Origin of the sequence: Bradyrhizobium sp. USDA 336, from assembly GCF_044908355.1 — a bacterium.
Taxonomy (GTDB): domain Bacteria; phylum Pseudomonadota; class Alphaproteobacteria; order Rhizobiales; family Xanthobacteraceae; genus Bradyrhizobium; species Bradyrhizobium yuanmingense.
Window position 1 is genome coordinate 5733778 of record NZ_JBIYDC010000002.1, and the last position, 17480, is coordinate 5751257.

Here is a 17480-nt window from a genome sequence, read left to right on the forward strand (position 1 = left end):
TACTGATGGACGATGAGCACAGGCAACGAAATTGCGCGGTCGCGATCTGAGAGCGAAGACGAGCCTCAGATCTTCTCCGCGCTGCTGACGCCGCACCGCTCGCTGAACCGCACCGGCTTTCTCGCCGTGATGCTGTTCCTGAGCGCCGTCAGCTTCGTCACGGGCCTCGCTTTCCTAATGATGGGCGCCTGGCCGGTGCTCGGTTTCTTCAGTCTCGACGTGCTTGTGATCTGGTGGGCCTTCAAGGTCAATTTTCGCGCCGCACGGGCCAGCGAGGAGATCGTGGTGACGTCATCGGAATTGCGGGTGCGGCGCGTCAGCCATCGTGGCCAGGTTGCCGAATGGACCTTCAATCCGCTTTGGGTCCGGCTCGACCAGGAGGTCGACGAGGAATACGGCATCGAGCACCTCTATCTAATCTCCCGCGGCCGTCGCCTGCTCATCGCCGGCTTCCTCGGCCCTGAAGAAAAGGCGAGCTTTTACAGTGCCTTGGTTGGCGCTCTCAACGCCGCGCGGCGTGGTCCGACCTATCATCCGGCGACCTGAGCGCAGTCGGAAATCGGGTGGTTTCGCGCGGGCCCCTCCCCTACATTCCCGGTCATGATGACCCTTGCGATACATGACCAGCGCCTGGCGAGGCCAGGCACCCAGAACGCCGCGTTGCGCGATTATGATTCTGTGCGCCGGGCGATCGCCTTCATCTCGGCGAACTGGCGCGCGCAGCCGACCATCGAGGCGATGGCGGATGCCGCCGGCGTCACGCCGGATGAGCTGCACCATCTGTTCCGCCGCTGGGCTTCGATCACGCCGAAGGCTTTCATGCAGGCGCTCACCCTCGACCACGCCAAGAACCTGCTCAGGGATTCCGCCAGCATCCTTGACGCGGCGCTCGACTCCGGCCTGTCGGGGCCGGGCCGGCTGCACGATCTCTTCGTGACCCATGAAGCGATGTCGCCGGGCGAATGGAAGAACGGCGGTGCCGGCCTCACCCTGCGCTACGGCTTCCACCCTTCGCCGTTCGGCACCGCGATCGTGATCGCCACCGACCGTGGCCTGTCGGGCCTCGCCTTTGCCGATCACGGCGAGGAGAAGATCGCGCTCGCCGACATGACGCGGCGCTGGCCGAACGCCACCTATGTGGAAGATCACGAAGGCACCGCGCCGCTCGCAGCGCGCATCTTCGATCCAAAATTGTGGCGGCCGGATCAGCCGCTGCGCGTGGTGCTGATCGGCACCGATTTCGAGGTGCGGGTGTGGGAGACGCTCTTGAAGATTCCGATGGGCCGCGCAGTGTCCTATTCCGACATCGCCTGCAACATCAGGAATCCCAAGGCTTCACGCGCCGTCGGTGCCGCCGTCGGCAAGAACCCGGTCTCGTTCGTCGTGCCCTGCCACCGCGCGCTCGGCAAGAGCGGCACGCTCACCGGCTATCATTGGGGCATCACCCGCAAGCAGGCGATGCTGGGCTGGGAGGCCGGGCAGCTGGGGCTGCAGTAGGCGCAACAAGCACGCTGCCGTAGGGTGGGCAAAGACGCATCGCGCCGTGCCCACCATCTTTCTCAAATTGCTGACGCTGCGTGGGCACGCTGCGCTTTGCCCACCCTACGGCACCGCGTGTACGGCGAAAGCCTACCCCGCCAGATCCAGCTTCGAGGCCACCGTCGAATCCGCGTTGAGGCGGTAGATGATCGGCACGCCGGTGGCGAGCTCGCGCTTCAAAATGCCTTCGGGCGAGAGCTTTTCCAGCACCATGATAAGCGCGCGCAGCGAGTTGCCGTGGGCGGCAACCAGCGTGCGCTTGCCGTTGAGCACACCGGGCAGGATCTCCTGCACGTAGTACGGCAACGCGCGCGCGAGCGTGTCCTTCAGGCTTTCGCCGCCGGGCGGCGGCACGTCGTAGGAGCGACGCCAGATCAGCACCTGCTCCTCGCCCCATTTCTTGCGGGCGTCGTCCTTGTTGAGACCGGAGAGATCGCCGTAGTCGCGCTCGTTGAGCGCGAGGTTCTTCGAAGTCGGCAGACCCTCCTGGCCGAGCTCGCCGAGGATGAGATCGAGCGTGTGCTGCGCGCGCGTCAGCACCGAGGTGTAGGCGACGTCGAACACCAGGCCTTGCGCCTTCAGCTTGCGGCCGGCTTCCTTGGCTTCCTTCACGCCGAGCTCGGTGAGATCAGGGTCCTTCCAGCCCGTGAACAGGTTCTTCAGATTCCATTCGCTCTGGCCGTGGCGCACGAGCACGAGAAGACGTTCGCTCATCAACTGCTTTCCGTGTTGTTCAGTTCAGATGTCGGACAGGCCGAGCACGTCGGCCATGGTGTAGTGCCCCGGCTTCTTGCCGTGCGCCCACAGCGCCGCCTTGAGCGCACCATGGGCGAACAGCATGCGGTCCTCGGCCTGATGCGACAGCGTCAGGCGCTCGAACGGGCCGAGGAAGGTGACGCTGTGGTCGCCGGCCACGGTGCCGCCGCGCAAGGAGGCGAAACCGATATTGCCCGGCCGACGGGCGCCGGTGATGCCGTCACGGCCGCGTTCGGAATGGTCATCGAGGTTGACGCCGCGGCCGCTCGCTGCGGCCTGGCCCAGCATCAGCGCGGTGCCCGAGGGCGCATCGACCTTCATGCGGTGATGGGTCTCGACGATCTCGATATCGAAACTCTGGTCGAGCGCCTTGGCGACGCGCTTGACCACGGCGGCGAGCAGATTGACGCCGAGACTCATATTGCCCGACTGCACCACCACGGCGCGATTGGTGACGCTCTTGATCACGGCATTGTCCGAGCCGGACAGGCCGGTCGTGCCGATGACGTGCACGAGGCCGCGTTCGGCGGCGATCGCGACATTGGCGATGGTCGCCGCCGGCACCGTGAAATCGAGGATGCCGTCGGCCTCCTTGCACATCGCCCAGAGATCGGCGGAGAGCTTGATGCCGTTGGCGGGCAGGCCGGCGAGCACGCCGGCATCCTTGCCGAGCAGCTCGGAGCCCGGCGCCTCCAGCGCGCCCGCCAGCACGGCGCCCTCGCTTTCGGCAATCGCCCGCACCAGCGCCCGGCCCATCCGGCCGCCGGCTCCCGCAACAATCAAGCGCATGTCGGACATGGTGTGATCCTCTTCGAGGCCGTTGTAGCGGGGGGAGGCAGTTCCGGCAACCGAGGGGACAACCTTCCGCCGTCATGCCCGGGCTTGTCCCGGGCATCCACGAAAGGCCACACAAGAGGGCGTAAAGACGTGGATGGCCGGGTCAAGCCCGGCCATGACGGAGTGTTATCCGTCAGACGGCTGCGGGCCGTCGTAGCCTTCGATGACGATGAGGTCGGCGATCGAGTGCGGCTGGCGCACCTTGATGTTGGCCTGGTATTCCGGCGAGTTGTAGCAGGCGAGCGCGGTCTCGTAGTCAGGGAATTCGATCACGACGTTGCGGTTGCGGCTGGCACCTTCGACGGCGGTGAACTTGCCGGCGCGGACGACGAAGCGGCCGCCCCATTTCTTGAAGATCGGGCCGTTGGCGATGGCGTAGGGCTTGTAGCCCTCGTCATTGCTGACGTCGACACGCCCGATCCAGTAACCCTTTGCCATTGGTCTTCTCCCTGTTGTTGATTAGCCAAGCGCCTGCGCGATCTCGGCCTGAATGGCCTCTGCGACGGCCTTCGGATCGGCGGCTTCCACGATCGGACGCCCGACGACCAGATAATCCGCGCCCGCGGCGATCGCACGCCCCGGGGTCATGATGCGCTTCTGGTCGCCGCTGGCGGCGCCCGCCGGACGAATGCCGGGGGTGACGAGGCTCATCTGGTGGCCGACGATCTTGCGCAAGGCCCCGACCTCCTCCGGCGAGGATACGAGGCCGTCGACACCGAGCACCTGCGCCTGCTGCGCACGTGCCTCGACCAGCTCCGACACGCTGAGCCGATAACCGGCCGCATGCAAATCGTCGTCGTCGTAGGACGTCAACACCGTCACGGCGAGGATCTTCAGGCTGGCGCTGCCGCGGCCTTCGACGGCGCCTTTCATGGTCTGCGGATAGGCGTGCACGGTGACGAAGGTCGCGCCCAGTTTGGCGACGCTCTCGGTGCCACGCGCGACCGTATTGCCGATGTCGTGCATCTTGAGATCGGCGAACACCTTCTTGTCCCTGTCGACAAGCTTGCCGATCAGCGGCAGGCCGCCGGCATAAGCGAGCTGATAGCCGATCTTGTAGAACGTGACGCTGTCGCCGAGCTTCGCGATCATCGCCTCCGCGGCATCAACGCTCGCCAGATCGAGCGCAACGATCAGGCGGTCCTTCGGGGCGATCTCGGCTGGCGTCATGTCATCTCACATCATGCGTTGGGAAACGTCGATCAACTGCGTCACCAGCTCCTTCAGCGCGGCGATATCGCCCTCGTTCTTCAGCCTGTCCCTATCGTCATAGGCCTGGTCGGCAAAGGCGAGCGTGAGCTGGCTGGCAATCACGTTGGCGTGGCAGGCGGAGAGGATCAGCCGCAGGGCCTGCAGCGCGCGGGCGGCACCTAACCGGCTCTGGGACGCGCCGGCAAGCGCATAGACGCGGTTGCGGAACACCTCGCCGCGCGCCTCGTGCAGCTCGTGCACGCGGCTGACCCAGTCGATCGCGTTCTTCAGCAGCGGCGGCACCGATGCGTTGTATTCGGGCGAGACGATGAGGACGCCGTGATGCGCGCCGATCATGCGCTTCAGATTGATCGCGTGCTTGGGCACGCCGGATTTGGCCTGGAGATCGCCGTCATAGATCGGCAGCGGAAAATCGGCGAGCGAGATGCGGGTGACGTCGACGCCGGCCTGAGCAAATTCATAGGCCGCCACCGCCGCCAGCTTCGCATTATGCGAGCCGGTGCGCAGCGAGCCGGGAATGATCAGGATCTTGGGAGCTGGCATCCAATCCCATGCGTTCGGCGAAACGAGCCCGCCGCGCAAAGAGGAGCCGGCGGAATTAATGCTTGCGATACACCCAGACGCGGGCCGGCGGAAGGTTCATCCAGATCCGTTCCGAGGCCTCTGTGGACACGCCGGACAGCGATTTCGGGATCGGCGGCACCACCGCATAGGTGAACTGGATGAAGGGCGCACCGGGCGCGAGCGCGGTGAAGGCATCGCGGATGAGCCGCAGCCGCGTCAGCATCGGCTTGGTGACGAGCGGCAGGCCGGACACGACCGCGCTGGCCGGCGTGCTCAAGACGTTCCAGAGCGTGTCGCGCAGGCGGTAGGCATCGCCCTGCACCACCTTGGCTTGCGGGTAGCGATCGCGCAGCAGCGCGCAGAAGCCGGGATTGTATTCGACGAGAACGAGACGCTTCTGGTCGATCCCGCGCTCGATCAGCGCGGACGTGATGGCGCCGGTGCCGGGTCCGAGCTCGACCACCGGTGCGTCGGAATCGGGATCGACATAATGAGCCATGGTCCGCGCCAGCAGCTTGCCGGACGGCATCACCGCGCCCATGTGCAAGGGCTTTTCGATCCACGACCTGAGAAAGCGCACCTCGTCATCGAGACGAGGCTTCTTCAACGCACGCGCGGACGATGGCAATGGCATGTCGGGACCGGACGGAACCGCAGGACCGCGGCGTGTCAGAAAATGGTCATAAAGACGTATAGGCCGGAGGCGATACGGTCAAGACGCGTCAGTTCGCCCGATTGCCGAAGAAATCCTTGACCTTGGCGAAGAAGCCCTCGGCTTCCGGCTGGGTGTTGCCGGAGGAGAGCTTCTCGAACTCGGCCAGCAATTCCTGCTGCTTTTTGGTCAGGTTCTGCGGGGTCTCGACCATGACCTGAACGTACATGTCGCCCATCTGGCGCGACCGCAGCACCGGCATGCCCTTTGATGCAATGCGGAATCGGCGACCCGACTGGGTGCCGGCGGGCACCTTCACCTTGGTCTTGCCCTTGTCGATGGTCGGCACCTCGAATTCGCCGCCGAGCGCGGCGGTCACCATCGAGATCGGCACGCGGCAATGCAGGTCCGCGCCGTCGCGCTGGAAGAACTGGTGCTGGGCCAGCGACAGGAAGATGTAGAGGTCGCCCGGCGGCCCGCCGCGCACGCCAGCCTCGCCCTCGCCGGCGAGCCTGATCCGTGTGCCGTCCTCGACGCCTTGCGGAATGTTGACCGAGAGCGTCCGCTCCCGGGTGACCCGCCCTTGTCCCGCGCAGGACGGGCAGGCGTCCTCGATCATCTGGCCGCGGCCCTGACAACCCGGGCAGGTTCGCTCCAGCGTGAAGAAGCCCTGCGACTGCCGCACGCGGCCGGCGCCGCCGCAGGTCGAGCAGGTCTTGGGCTTGGTGCCAGCCTTGGCACCGATGCCCGAGCAGGCCTCGCAGGTGACCGAGACCGGAATCTCGATCTGCGCGGTCTTGCCGCCAAAGGCTTCCTCGAGGGTGATTTCCATGTTGTAGCGCAGATCGGCGCCGCGCTCGCGGCCGCCGCGGCCGCGCTGCCCGGCCATGCCGAACAGGTCCTCGAAGATGTCGGAGAAAGAGGAGGCGAAGCCGGCACCGAAACCGGCGCCGCCGCCGAAGCCGCCGCCCTGCTCGAACGCGGCGTGGCCGTAACGATCATAGGCGGCGCGCTTGTCCTTGTCTTTCAGGACCTCGTAAGCCTCGTTGATTTCCTTGAACTTGACTTCGCTGGTCTCATCCCCGGGGTTGCGGTCGGGATGGAATTTCATCGCCAGCTTGCGGAACGACGATTTCAGCTTGCCTTCGTCGGCGTCGCGTTCGACTTCGAGGGTCTCGTAATAGCAGCGCTTGGTGGACGTGGACATGATGAGCTCGGTCTATCCAATCGCGATTCAAGTTGGCGCGGAACAACGCTGACATGCGGCGGAATGAGCGCCCTTCGACCTTGCGGCAGAGAGCAGCCTGGCAGCGCTGAGAATAACGGCTGGGAATTGATCGATCGTAACGGGGCCGACTTTGAAGGAGTCTTGAAAGGAGTCTTGGCCCGCCCGTCCCGACACGATGGCCTCCCCCGCGAGGGAGGAGGCCGGTAGCGTGTGTGGGGTCCAAGCCGTCCGCATCGTCACCCTCTCGGGGCTTAAGCGGACTTCTTGTTGTTCTTGTCGTCGTCGACCTCGGTGAATTCCGCGTCGACGACGTCGTCCTTGGCCGCATCCTTCTTGGCGTCGGCCTCGGCCTGCTGCTTGTACATGGCCTCGCCGAGCTTCATCGAAGCCTGCGCCAGCGTCTGGGTCTTGGCCTTGATCGCCTCGGCATCGTCGCCCTTCAGCGCTTCCTTGAGGTCGCTGACGGCATCCTCGATGGCGCGGCGCTCGCTCTCGGCAACCTTCGAGCCGTGCTCGGCCAAAGCCTTCTCGGTCGAATGCACCAGGCCATCCGCCTCGTTCTTGGCGGTGACGGCCTCGCGGCGCTTCTTGTCCGCCTCGGCATTGGCCTCGGCGTCCTTGACCATCTTCTCGATGTCGGCTTCCGACAGGCCGCCGGAGGCCTGGATGCGGATCTGCTGCTCCTTGCCCGTGGCCTTATCCTTGGCCGAGACGTTGACGATGCCGTTGGCGTCGATGTCGAAGGTCACCTCGATCTGCGGCATGCCGCGCGGCGCCGGCGGAATGCCCATCAGGTCGAACTGACCGAGCATCTTGTTGTCGGCCGCCATTTCACGTTCGCCCTGGAAGACGCGGATGGTGACGGCATTCTGGTTGTCTTCAGCCGTCGAGAACACCTGGCTCTTCTTGGTCGGGATCGTGGTGTTGCGGTCGATGATGCGGGTGAACACGCCGCCCAGCGTCTCGATGCCCAGCGACAGCGGGGTGACGTCGAGCAGCAGCACGTCCTTGACGTCGCCCTGGAGCACGCCTGCCTGGATCGCAGCGCCGATCGCCACGACTTCGTCCGGGTTGACGCCCTTGTGCGGCTCCTTGCCGAACAGCTGCTTCACGACTTCCTGGACCTTCGGCATGCGCGACATGCCGCCGACCAGCACGACCTCGCCGATCTCACCGGCGGTGACGCCGGCGTCCTTCAGCGCCTTGCGGCAGGGCTCGACGGTCTTCTGGATGAGGTCGTCGACCAGCGCCTCGAACTTGGCGCGGGTGAGCTTCATCGTCAGATGCTTCGGGCCGGTCTGATCCGCGGTGATGAAGGGCAGATTGATCTCGGTCTGCGTCGTCGACGACAGCTCGATCTTGGCCTTTTCAGCGGCTTCCTTCAGGCGCTGCAGCGCGAGCTTGTCGTTGCGCAGGTTGATGCCCTGCTCCTTCTGGAACTCGTCGGCGAGATAACCCACGAGGCGCATGTCGAAGTCTTCACCGCCGAGGAAGGTATCGCCGTTGGTCGACTTCACCTCGAACACGCCGTCGCCGATTTCGAGAATGGAGATATCGAACGTACCGCCGCCGAGGTCATACACCGCGATGGTACCGGCCTTGGTCTTGTCGAGACCATAGGCGAGCGCGGCCGCGGTCGGCTCGTTGATAATGCGCAGCACTTCGAGGCCCGCGATCTTGCCGGCGTCCTTGGTCGCCTGGCGCTGGGCGTCGTTGAAGTAGGCAGGAACGGTGATGACGGCCTGCTCGACCTTCTGGCCGAGATGGGCTTCCGCGGTCTCCTTCATCTTCTGCAGGATGAATGCCGAGACCTGCGAGGGCGAGTAGGTCTGGCCGTCGGCCTCGACCCAGGCGTCGCCGTTGGAAGCCTTCACGATCTTGTAGGGAACGAGCTTCTTGTCCTTCTCGACCATCGGGTCGTCGTAGCGGCGGCCGATGAGGCGCTTCACTGCGAAGAAGGTGCGCTCGGGATTGGTGACGGCCTGGCGCTTGGCGGGCTGGCCGACGAGGCGCTCACCGTCATCCGTGACGGCGACGATCGAAGGCGTCGTGCGCATGCCTTCGGAATTCTCGATGACTTTGGCGTTCTTGCCATCCATCACGGCGACGCACGAATTCGTGGTGCCGAGGTCGATCCCAATGACCTTTCCCATGGTCCTGATATCCTTCTTTTTGCGGCAGGTTGGCTGGGCCCAAGAGGCACCCGAACCGAAACCCCCTAAGATCAAACATCCGCGATATTGCGATGATTGAGGCTCATATAGGAGGGGGGGAGGGGCCCGCAAGGACCGAAGCTAGGTTTCTGCCGCTAAAACATCGGGTTTTGGAAGGTGATATCCGGGCTCAACCGCCCTTGCGGGTGAGGAATTATTAACAGGTCCGGGCCTCGGCAAGCCCCCGCACCCGCAAGCCCGCCCGCCCTGTTGCGGCGAGGCCAAACCGGCTAAAAGGCGGACCGACCGCACAGCCGGCGCAGCTGCTTCGCGCGACAAAGCGGCCCGGTGGCCGACCATCGAACGGCCTCAATGTGAACCAATCAGAGTGGCCATGAAGCTGATCCGCCCCCTCGCCGCGCTCGCCCTCCTCGCCGTAACAGCGCTTCCGGCCTTCGCCGCCGACGTCGTTTTCCCACCCGGCTTGCGTCTCGGCATGGTGCCGTTGATCGGCCTCAGCACGGCCAAGACCTTTCCGGGCTTCGAGAGCGAGGACGGCAACGTCAAGGTGCTGGTCACCGAGCTGCCGCCGGCCGCCTATGGCGAGGTCGTGAGCGCCTTCAATTCCAATCCCGGCGGGACGGGCGGCGTCAAGCAGGACAAGGTCGAGACCCCCGCTGGCCTTGCCTATTTCACCACCGAAAGCGGCAAGGCCGGCGATACCCCGGTGAAGCGCTATTCGATGATCGTGCCCGGCGCCGGCTTCTCCGGCTATGTCGCGGTACAGATCCCGGAGAATGCGACCAAGATCTACACGGACGAGGCGGTGCGACAGATGTTCGCGAGCGCCACCACCCGCAGGCAGGTCTCGGCCGAGGAGCAGATCGCGCTGCTGCCGTTCAAGATCACCGATCTCGCCGACTTCAAGGACATCAAGACCCTGGCACCGGGCTCGAGCATCATCCTGGCCGACGGCGATGAGAGCGTGGGCTACGAGGCGAGGCCGTTCATGATCCTCGGCCTGATCGGCGCCACCCCGCAAGCCGCCGACGACCGCGCCCGCTTCGCCCAGGAGGCGGCGCTCCAGATTCCCGGCGTGCGCGAGTCGCGCATCACCATGTCCGAGCCGATCCGCATCAACGGCCAGCAAGGCTTCGAGACCCGGATCGACGGCGTCAGCGGCAAGGACAAGGTCCCGGTGACGGTGGTGCAGTGGATCCGCTTCTCGAGCGGCGGCGCATCATTGCGCATCATCGCCAGCGCCCCGCGCGACCAATGGCAAGCCGCCTTCACCCGCTTCCGCGCCGTGCGCGACGGGATTCAGCCGAAGGGGTAGGGCCCGAGGCGCTTCAACACCTCCAATGTCATCCCCGCCTGGTGCGCAATTGCGCACGGGGGGCGACGATGATGTTGGGGCTAAGAGCCCAACTGCTCATCAGCCCGGCTGCATTTTCAGGCTTCTGTTCGTATACGAACGGAACTAGGCTTCCTCCCGTTGGATCATCCTGGAGGGGAGGTAGACATGCTGGTTCGGCGACAGGTCTTGGCAATGCTTGGAACGACGGCGCTGGCGACGCTCGCGCCAACCGCGCTGTTCGCGGCCGCACCGATCAAGCCGGACGAAGCGTCCGCGCTGCTCGTGATCGACGTGCAGAACTGCTTCCTGCCCGGCGGCAGCCTCGCCGTGAAGGAAGGCGAGCAGGTGGTGCCGGTCATCAACAAGATCTCGAAGGCATTTGCGAATGTGGTGCTGACGCAGGACTGGCACACGCCGGGCCACGTTTCGTTTGCGTCGGTTCATTCCGGCAAGAAGCCATTCGAAACGGTCGACCTGCCCTACGGCAAGCAGGTGCTGTGGCCGGACCATTGCGTGCAGGGCACCGAGGGCGCGGCGCTGTCGAAGGACCTGTCGATCCCGCACGCCGAGCTCATCATCCGCAAGGGATTTCACAAGAACGTCGACAGCTATTCGGCCTTCCTCGAGGCCGACGGCAAGACCTCGACCGGGCTCGCCGGCTACCTGAGGGGCCGCAAGATCAAGCGCGTCTTCGTCGCTGGTCTTGCGACAGATTTCTGCGTCGCCTGGACCGCGCTCGACGGGCGCAAGGCGGGCTTCGAGGTCTATGTGGTGGAAGACGCCTGCCGCGGCATCGACACGCAGGGCTCGCTCGCCAAGGCCTGGGCCGACATGGCCAAGGCGGGCGTGAAGCGGATTCAGTCTGCGGATATCGCGGTGAGCGCGTAGGCGGCGCGCCATCTTCCGTCATTCCGGGGCGCGCTTCAGCGCGAGCCCGAAATCCATTGTGCGGTTGTCTCTGCTGTTCGATGGATTCTCAGGTGCGCATTGCGCACCATAGTTCTCGACTTCGTCGAGCCCCGGAATGACGCCAACACTCAATTCGCCGCGCTGCTCGACTCGTTGTTGTTCGCCGCGGGCGCAGTCTTCGCGCCGCCCTTGGCGACGCCGACCAGCGCCGGGCGCAGCACGCGGTCACCAATGGTGTAGCCGGCCTGCATGATCTGCACCACGGTGCCCGACGGCACCGACGCGTCAGGCACTTCGTACATCGCCTGGTGGAAGTTCGGGTCGAACTTCTGGCCCTGAGGATCGAGCTTCTTCACGCCGTGTTTTTCCAGCGCGTTGAGCAGCGCGCGCTCCGTGAGCTCGACGCCCTCGATCAACGAGACCAGGCCGGGATCGGCCGCAGCACGCGCCTCCGCCGGAACGGCATCGAGTGCACGCTGGAGATTGTCGGCGATGTCGAGCACGTCGCGCGCGAAGCCGGTGATGCCGTAGAGGCGGGCGTCGGCGACTTCCTTGGCGGTGCGCTTGCGCAAATTCTCCATCTCGGCCAGCGTCCGCAGCATGCGGTCGCGCGCTTCAGCCGCTTCCTTTTGCAGGGTTTCGACCGAACCCGGCTCGGGATCGTCGGGCATGATGTAGGGTTTCGACACCACGGGCTCGCCGGTCGCTGCAGTCGTGTCTTGGGGTTGCCGGTCTTGCTCGGTCATCGGCTCTGATCTCGAACTCGTTTCAGGGATGTTGGCCCGGATATCGTGCCTAAACTCGCGAAAATCAAGCGCCCGTGATCGGCGGAAAGGCCGGTCAGCCCCCCAAGAGGCGGCTGACGATGCGGGCGGCGTAGTCCACGGTGGGGATCACGCGGGCATAATTCAGCCGCGTCGGGCCGATCACGCCGAGAACGCCGACGATGTGGCCGGCGGCATCCCGATAGGGCGAGATGATGGTGGACGACCCCGACAGCGAGAACAGCTTGTTCTCACTGCCGATGAAGATGCGCACGCCTTCGGCGGTCTCGGCCCGGCCGAGCAGGTCGATCACGCCGCGCTTGGTCTCGAGGTCGTCGAACAACAGCCGAACCCGCTCCAGATCCTCCAGCGCATGCAGATCTTCGAGCAGATTGGCATGGCCGCGGACGATGAGCTGGCGATCCTCGCTCTCGCCGCCGGACCAGCTGGCGATGCCGGCCGAGATCACTTTCTGTGTCAGCTGATCGAGCTCGGCACGGGCCTCGCCGAGTGCGGTCTCGAGCTCGAGCCGCGCCTCGGCCAGGGTACGGCCCCGGATCCGCGCATTGAGGAAATTGCCGGCCTCCGTCAGCGCCGAAGAGGGAACTCCGGGCGGCAGCGTCAACACGCGGTTTTCGACCTGGCCGTCTTCGCCGACCAGGATCACCAGCGCTTTTTCCGGTTCCAGGCGGACGAATTCGATGTGCTTCAGCCGCGCATTGGATTTCGGCGTCAGCACGACGGCGGCCGCCCGGGTCAGGCCGGAGAGCCGCATCAAGGCCTGGTCCAGCGCCGCCTCGACCGATTGCGCCTCGCCGACGGACGAGAGCTGGCTCTGGATCGCCTGCCGCTCGGCCTCGTTGAGGTCGCCGACCTGCATCAGGGCATCGACGAAGAAGCGCAAGCCCAGTTCCGTCGGCAGCCGGCCGGCCGAGGTGTGCGGGGCATAGATCAGGCCGAGCTGTTCCAGATCGGCCATGACGTTGCGGACCGAGGCCGGCGACAGCGGCATGGCGATCAGGCGGGAAATGTTGCGCGAGCCGACCGGCTCACCGGTCGCGAGATAGCTTTCGACAATTTGACGAAAGATGTCGCGGGAACGCTCGTTGAGCTGGGCAAGGCCTGCGCGCGGCGCGATCAGATGGATCGGATCGTGATGGGCCACAGACGGTAACTCCTCTCAGATACTTATAATTTGTCCATCCGGGCCGCTTCTGACAAGCGTCGCGTTTACGGGCCGGCGGTCAGGGGGTGAATAAGCCCTTGCCGCCCACCCCCCGCCCCACCTACAAGCACCGCGAACAGCCTATTCCCGCGAGTTTTGGAGATTTCCCATGCGGCCAAGCCGCCGTGCGCCCGACGAATTGCGCCCCGTGACGCTGGAGCGCGGCGTGGTCAAATATGCGGAAGGCTCCTGCCTGGTGAAATTCGGCGACACCCATGTGCTGGTCACCGCCACGCTGGAGGACCGCCTGCCGCCGTGGCTGAAGGGTCAGGGCCGCGGCTGGGTCACCGCCGAATACGGCATGCTGCCGCGCGCCACCTCCGAACGCACCCGCCGCGAGGCCTCCGCCGGCAAGCAGAGCGGCCGCACCGTCGAGATTCAGCGTCTGATCGGTCGCTCGCTTCGCACCATCGTCGATCTCGAAGCGCTCGGTGAGCGTCAGATCACGGTCGATTGCGACGTGCTCCAGGCCGACGGCGGCACGCGCACGGCCTCGATCACCGGCGCCTGGGTGGCGCTTGCCGATTGCATCAACTGGATGAAGGCGCGCAACATGGTGAAGGCCAACGTGATGCGCGACAACGTCGCCGCGATCTCCTGCGGCATCTACAACGGTACGCCGGTGCTCGATCTCGACTATGCCGAGGATTCGGAAGCCGAGACCGACGCCAATTTCGTCATGACCGGCGATGGCCGCATCATCGAGGTGCAGGGCACCGCGGAACGCGAGCCGTTCACGCAGGACGAGTTCCTGAAGCTGATCGCCCTGGCGCAGAAGGGCATTGCGCGTCTGGTGGACTTGCAGAAACTGGCCGTGGCGTAGTCAATAGGCCCATGCACCGCCGAATCACCGACAAGCTCGTCATCGCCACTCACAATCCCGGCAAGCTCGCCGAGATGAAGGAGCTGCTCGCGCCGTACGGGATCGAGGCGGTGTCGGCAGGCGAGCTTGGCCTCCCCGAGCCCGAGGAAACCGGCAACGATTTCCGCAGCAACGCTGCGATCAAGGCGGTCGCCGCAGCGCAGGCGACCAAGCTTCCCGCCTTCGCCGACGATTCCGGCATCGTCGTCGACGCACTCGACGGTGCGCCGGGAATCTACAGCGCGCGCTGGGCCGGTCCATCCAAGGATTTCAACGCGGCGATGGCGCAGATCGAGCGCCTGCTGCAGGAGCGCGGCGCCACCACGCCGGACAAGCGCAAGGCCCACTTCGTCTCCGCGCTTTGCGTGGCCTGGCCCGACGATCATCGCGAGGAGGTCGAGGCGCGCGTCGACGGCACGCTGATCTGGCCACCGCGCGGCACGGCCGGCTTCGGCTACGACCCGATGTTCCTGCCGGACGGGCACAGCCGCACCTTCGGCGAGATGACCAGCATCGAGAAGCACGGCCTGCCGCCGCTCGGCCTCGGCCTGTCGCACCGCGCCCGCGCTTTTCGGAAACTGGCGGAGATCTGCCTTGAGCCGCGCTAACAAGGATGCGTTTGGCGTCTATGTGCACTGGCCGTTCTGCCTGTCGAAGTGCCCCTATTGCGACTTCAACAGCCATGTCCGCCATGCCGCGATCGACGAGGCGAGGTTTGCCGCCGCCTTCGCGCGCGAGATCGCAACGACCGCCGAACGCGCGCCCGGCCGCGAGGTCACCTCGATCTTCCTCGGCGGCGGCACGCCGTCACTGATGCAGCCCGCCACCGTCGGCGCGGTGTTAGACGCGATCGGCAAGCACTGGACCGTCGCAGGCGACGTCGAGGTGACGCTGGAAGCGAACCCGACCAGCGTCGAAGCCACGCGCTTTGCCGGTTATCGCATCGCCGGCGTCAACCGCGTCTCGCTCGGCGTGCAGGCGCTCGATGACGCCTCGCTCAAAGCGCTCGGCCGCATGCACAGCGCGCGCGAAGCGCTCGATGCCGTCGCCATCGCGCGCCGCGCGTTCGACCGCTATTCGTTCGACCTGATCTACGCCCGCCCCGACCAGACGCCGGCGATGTGGGCGGGCGAGCTGCGGCACGCCATCGATGAAGCGGCCGAGCATCTGTCGCTCTATCAATTGACCATCGAGGAAGGCACGCCTTTCTTCGGCCTGCACCAGGCCGGCAAGCTGAAGACGCCGGACGAAGCGGTCGCCCGCGCGCTCTACGACGTCACGCAGGAGACCTGCGACAAGCTCGGGCTGCCCGCTTACGAGATCTCCAATCACGCGCGGCGCGGCGCCGAGTGCCGGCACAATCTGGTGTACTGGCGCGGCGAGGAATATGCCGGCATCGGCCCCGGCGCACATGGCCGCCTCGACATCGACGGGATCAGGCACGCCACCGCCACCGAGAAGCGTCCCGAGGCCTGGCTGATGCGGGTCGAGACCAACGGCGACGGTGTCGTCAGCGACGAGCTCCTCAACAGCGAGGAACGCGCCGACGAATTCCTGCTGATGGGATTGCGGCTCGCCGAAGGCATCGATCCCGAACGCTACAAGGCCCTCGCCGGCCGCCCGCTCGACCCCCGCCGCATCGCGCTCTTGCGCGAGGAAGGCGCGATCACGGTGGATGCAACGGGACGGTTGCGCGTGACCAGCAGCGGTTTTCCGGTGCTGGATGCCGTGGTCGCGGATTTGGCTGCGTAAGGAACTCTCGTAGGTGGGCAAAGCGAAGCGTGCCCACGCAACTTTCATTATCGAAAGAGATAGTGGGCACGGCGCAAGAGCGCCTTTGCCCACCCTACAGCACCGAGCTACGCCCCAAAGCTCTTCGGCGAGCCCGCCACGGCGACGCCGCCGCCTTGCGTCACCTTCATGACGGCGAGCCCGCGTTCATTCGTGCCATCCGCACGGAAGCGGAACAGGCCGTCGATGCCGGCAAAGCCGGAGGGGTTGGTGAGCACGTCGGAGGAGAAACGCTGGCCGCCTTGCGTGCGGGCCAGCGCGGCAACGAGCGCGACCGCGTCATAGGAAAGGGTCGCGGTGCGGATCGGCTCCGCGCCGTATTTCGTGCGGTAGCGGCCGGAGAAGGCGCGCCAGCCGGCCGGATCGGGCGCGGCGTAAAGGCCGCCCTGCAGCGCGGCGCTGGCATAGACGCGCGGATTGTCCCAAAGGCCGGTGCCAAGCAGCTGGATGTTGCGCAAGTTCGCGCCCGCGGCAGTCATGGCGTCCGCGACTGACACGACGGCATCGCCGTCATCGGCAATGAACAGCGCGTCCGCACTGCCGAGCTGCTGCGCCACGGTGCGCGCCGGCGTGGCGCGATCGGCGCCGTATTTCTCGAACGCGACGATGCGCCCGGCCCGCCGCGGCACCGCCGCCTTCACCGCGGCCTCGACGACATTGCCATAGGCGTTGTCGGGCACCAGCACGGCGAAGGAGCGCTTTCCGATGCCGGCGGAATATTCGACGATGCGGTTGACGTCCGACTCCGGCAGGAACGAGAGCAGATAGACGCCGCGTCCGGCGATGCTGGAATCGGTCGAGAACGCGATCACGGAAATGCCGCGCGTGCGCGCGACCTGCGCCACCGCCGGCACCGACTGTGCGAACAATGGTCCCAAAATGATCTCGGCGCCCTCGTCGACCGCCTGCTGCGCGCCGGCCTGCGCGCCTTGCGGGCTGCCATTGTCGTCCTTGATCAGGAGCTGTATGTTCGGGTTCTGGAACTCGGCCAGCGCCATCTCGGCGGCATTGCGCATCGATTGCGCGGCGAGCCCGGCATTGCCGGCAGCTGAGAGTGGCAGGATCAGGCCGACCTTCACGCCGCCGGTGCCGGCGGTCGTCGCCTGCTGCTGCGGGCCAGCCGGCTGGGCCGGCGGTGCGGAGCTCGAGAACGGGTTGGAGAACTGGCTGAGGCTTTGCTGCACGCCGGCGCAGGCCGACAGCACGGGCGCGCCGAGCAACAGGCCGAGCGCAGTCCGCCGGGTCGCCCCTGGCGATCGGGACCCCGGAAGGTGAGACTTTGGATGACGCGGGCCGACCATGGCAGCTTCTCTTCCGACCCGCCGTCGCCGGCCGATCACGACATTGCTTTCCGCGACACAGGCCGCGGATTCAGGCAGTGTGTCGGCAAATAGTTAACCAAAACAAAAGGATAACAATCGCTTAACGCGGCCGCAATCCCGTCCCGGCTACTCTTCGCCGTCACTCATTCACTCATCAAGGCGGCGTTTCCGTCGCGAATATGGCGCGAGGGCCCCTCCTGCCTCCCGGCGCGATCTCGACCGATCACATTCCCGTCCGTTCCTCGCCCCTCACCCGGATACGATCCTTGGGCACGATCTTTTTCGGCGAGCCGGTTCCCAGCCTTAGCG

18 protein-coding genes are annotated in these 17480 nt (G+C 65.6%); 7 read left to right on the forward strand and 11 right to left on the reverse strand.

Going from position 1 to position 17480, the window contains the following annotated elements; all coding sequences use genetic code 11:
- The first annotated feature begins 12 nt into the window (after window positions 1–12).
- On the forward strand, window positions 13–546 hold the full coding sequence (locus ABIA45_RS27895; RefSeq protein WP_404654483.1) for a DUF2244 domain-containing protein: 534 nt from the start codon (window positions 13–15) through the stop codon (window positions 544–546).
- 54 nt (window positions 547–600) lie between these two features.
- Entirely contained in the window at window positions 601–1497 is an 897-nt protein-coding gene (locus ABIA45_RS27900) for a bifunctional helix-turn-helix domain-containing protein/methylated-DNA--[protein]-cysteine S-methyltransferase (RefSeq protein ID WP_157287299.1), read from the forward strand.
- Between the two features lie 132 nt (window positions 1498–1629).
- On the opposite strand, the gene ABIA45_RS27905 is transcribed toward ABIA45_RS27900, so the two are convergent.
- From ABIA45_RS27905 to dnaK, 8 genes are all read right to left on the reverse strand, one after another.
- Window positions 1630–2253, reverse strand: coding sequence for a 2,3-bisphosphoglycerate-dependent phosphoglycerate mutase (locus tag ABIA45_RS27905; RefSeq protein ID WP_157287300.1), 624 nt, complete (start codon window positions 2251–2253; stop codon window positions 1630–1632).
- Between the two features lie 24 nt (window positions 2254–2277).
- Complete coding sequence (gene dapB, locus ABIA45_RS27910; RefSeq protein ID WP_271543333.1) at window positions 2278–3093, reverse strand: 4-hydroxy-tetrahydrodipicolinate reductase; 816 nt, start codon at window positions 3091–3093, stop codon at window positions 2278–2280.
- A gap of 165 nt (window positions 3094–3258) precedes the next feature.
- Window positions 3259–3570, reverse strand: coding sequence for a DUF1330 domain-containing protein (locus ABIA45_RS27915; protein ID WP_157287302.1), 312 nt, complete (start codon window positions 3568–3570; stop codon window positions 3259–3261).
- Window positions 3571–3591: 21 nt separating this feature from the next.
- Window positions 3592–4302, reverse strand: a complete 711-nt coding sequence (pyrF, locus tag ABIA45_RS27920) for an orotidine-5'-phosphate decarboxylase (protein WP_271543306.1) — start codon at window positions 4300–4302, stop codon at window positions 3592–3594.
- A 6-nt stretch (window positions 4303–4308) separates the two neighbouring features.
- Window positions 4309–4887 (reverse strand): NADPH-dependent FMN reductase, encoded by a 579-nt coding sequence (locus ABIA45_RS27925; protein ID WP_271543304.1) that lies wholly within the window; start codon window positions 4885–4887, stop codon window positions 4309–4311.
- 55 nt (window positions 4888–4942) lie between these two features.
- Window positions 4943–5542, reverse strand: a complete 600-nt coding sequence (locus tag ABIA45_RS27930; RefSeq protein WP_128265084.1) for a class I SAM-dependent methyltransferase — start codon at window positions 5540–5542, stop codon at window positions 4943–4945.
- Window positions 5543–5630: 88 nt separating this feature from the next.
- Window positions 5631–6767, reverse strand: a complete 1137-nt coding sequence (dnaJ, locus tag ABIA45_RS27935) for a molecular chaperone DnaJ (RefSeq protein WP_036024343.1) — start codon at window positions 6765–6767, stop codon at window positions 5631–5633.
- A gap of 272 nt (window positions 6768–7039) precedes the next feature.
- A complete protein-coding gene (gene dnaK / locus ABIA45_RS27940; RefSeq protein WP_036003245.1) occupies window positions 7040–8941 on the reverse strand; it encodes a molecular chaperone DnaK in 1902 nt (633 codons plus the stop codon).
- Window positions 8942–9335: 394 nt separating this feature from the next.
- Between dnaK and ABIA45_RS27945 the strand changes: the two genes are divergently transcribed.
- Complete coding sequence (locus ABIA45_RS27945) at window positions 9336–10277, forward strand: hypothetical protein (RefSeq protein WP_036046067.1); 942 nt, start codon at window positions 9336–9338, stop codon at window positions 10275–10277.
- Between the two features lie 186 nt (window positions 10278–10463).
- Window positions 10464–11186 carry a bifunctional nicotinamidase/pyrazinamidase gene (gene pncA, locus ABIA45_RS27950; protein WP_157287306.1) on the forward strand — a complete coding sequence of 241 codons (723 nt, stop codon included), beginning with the start codon at window positions 10464–10466 and terminating at the stop codon, window positions 11184–11186.
- A gap of 149 nt (window positions 11187–11335) precedes the next feature.
- Here pncA and grpE read toward each other — a convergent pair whose 3' ends face one another.
- Window positions 11336–11953 carry a nucleotide exchange factor GrpE gene (gene grpE, locus ABIA45_RS27955; protein WP_036003237.1) on the reverse strand — a complete coding sequence of 206 codons (618 nt, stop codon included), beginning with the start codon at window positions 11951–11953 and terminating at the stop codon, window positions 11336–11338.
- 94 nt (window positions 11954–12047) lie between these two features.
- Window positions 12048–13136, reverse strand: a complete 1089-nt coding sequence (hrcA, locus tag ABIA45_RS27960; protein WP_036003234.1) for a heat-inducible transcriptional repressor HrcA — start codon at window positions 13134–13136, stop codon at window positions 12048–12050.
- A gap of 169 nt (window positions 13137–13305) precedes the next feature.
- On the opposite strand from hrcA, the gene rph reads away from it, so the two are divergent.
- The 3 genes from rph to hemW are packed head-to-tail and all read left to right on the forward strand — an operon-like array spanning window position 13306 to window position 15810.
- Window positions 13306–14019, forward strand: a complete 714-nt coding sequence (gene rph, locus ABIA45_RS27965; RefSeq protein ID WP_220003677.1) for a ribonuclease PH — start codon at window positions 13306–13308, stop codon at window positions 14017–14019.
- An 11-nt stretch (window positions 14020–14030) separates the two neighbouring features.
- The gene (rdgB, locus tag ABIA45_RS27970; RefSeq protein ID WP_275500417.1) at window positions 14031–14666 is read left to right on the forward strand and encodes an RdgB/HAM1 family non-canonical purine NTP pyrophosphatase; all 636 of its coding nucleotides are present in this window, start codon (window positions 14031–14033) and stop codon (window positions 14664–14666) included.
- Window positions 14653–15810, forward strand: coding sequence for a radical SAM family heme chaperone HemW (gene hemW / locus ABIA45_RS27975; RefSeq protein ID WP_404544936.1), 1158 nt, complete (start codon window positions 14653–14655; stop codon window positions 15808–15810). The genes rdgB and hemW overlap by 14 nt, the downstream gene beginning before the upstream one ends.
- A 107-nt stretch (window positions 15811–15917) precedes the next feature.
- Here the strand turns inward: hemW and ABIA45_RS27980 are convergent, their stop codons facing one another.
- The gene (locus ABIA45_RS27980; protein WP_404544938.1) at window positions 15918–17150 is read right to left on the reverse strand and encodes a penicillin-binding protein activator; all 1233 of its coding nucleotides are present in this window, start codon (window positions 17148–17150) and stop codon (window positions 15918–15920) included.
- Window positions 17151–17480 lie beyond the last annotated feature (330 nt).

Excerpts from the sequence above, each read along its gene's own strand:
- ABIA45_RS27895 (WP_404654483.1), top strand. The coding sequence starts at position 13 with ATGAGCACAGGCAACGAAATTGCGCGGTCGCGATCTGAGAGCGAAGAC.
- ABIA45_RS27900 (WP_157287299.1), top strand. The coding sequence starts at position 601 with ATGATGACCCTTGCGATACATGACCAGCGCCTGGCGAGGCCAGGCACC.
- ABIA45_RS27905 (WP_157287300.1), bottom strand. The coding sequence starts at position 2,253 with ATGAGCGAACGTCTTCTCGTGCTCGTGCGCCACGGCCAGAGCGAATGG.
- dapB (WP_271543333.1), bottom strand. The coding sequence starts at position 3,093 with ATGTCCGACATGCGCTTGATTGTTGCGGGAGCCGGCGGCCGGATGGGC.
- ABIA45_RS27915 (WP_157287302.1), bottom strand. The coding sequence starts at position 3,570 with ATGGCAAAGGGTTACTGGATCGGGCGTGTCGACGTCAGCAATGACGAG.
- pyrF (WP_271543306.1), bottom strand. The coding sequence starts at position 4,302 with ATGACGCCAGCCGAGATCGCCCCGAAGGACCGCCTGATCGTTGCGCTC.
- ABIA45_RS27925 (WP_271543304.1), bottom strand. The coding sequence starts at position 4,887 with ATGCCAGCTCCCAAGATCCTGATCATTCCCGGCTCGCTGCGCACCGGC.
- ABIA45_RS27930 (WP_128265084.1), bottom strand. The coding sequence starts at position 5,542 with ATGCCATTGCCATCGTCCGCGCGTGCGTTGAAGAAGCCTCGTCTCGAT.
- dnaJ (WP_036024343.1), bottom strand. The coding sequence starts at position 6,767 with ATGTCCACGTCCACCAAGCGCTGCTATTACGAGACCCTCGAAGTCGAA.
- dnaK (WP_036003245.1), bottom strand. The coding sequence starts at position 8,941 with ATGGGAAAGGTCATTGGGATCGACCTCGGCACCACGAATTCGTGCGTC.
- ABIA45_RS27945 (WP_036046067.1), top strand. The coding sequence starts at position 9,336 with ATGAAGCTGATCCGCCCCCTCGCCGCGCTCGCCCTCCTCGCCGTAACA.
- pncA (WP_157287306.1), top strand. The coding sequence starts at position 10,464 with ATGCTGGTTCGGCGACAGGTCTTGGCAATGCTTGGAACGACGGCGCTG.
- grpE (WP_036003237.1), bottom strand. The coding sequence starts at position 11,953 with ATGACCGAGCAAGACCGGCAACCCCAAGACACGACTGCAGCGACCGGC.
- rph (WP_220003677.1), top strand. The coding sequence starts at position 13,306 with ATGCGGCCAAGCCGCCGTGCGCCCGACGAATTGCGCCCCGTGACGCTG.
- rdgB (WP_275500417.1), top strand. The coding sequence starts at position 14,031 with ATGCACCGCCGAATCACCGACAAGCTCGTCATCGCCACTCACAATCCC.
- ABIA45_RS27980 (WP_404544938.1), bottom strand. The coding sequence starts at position 17,150 with ATGGTCGGCCCGCGTCATCCAAAGTCTCACCTTCCGGGGTCCCGATCG.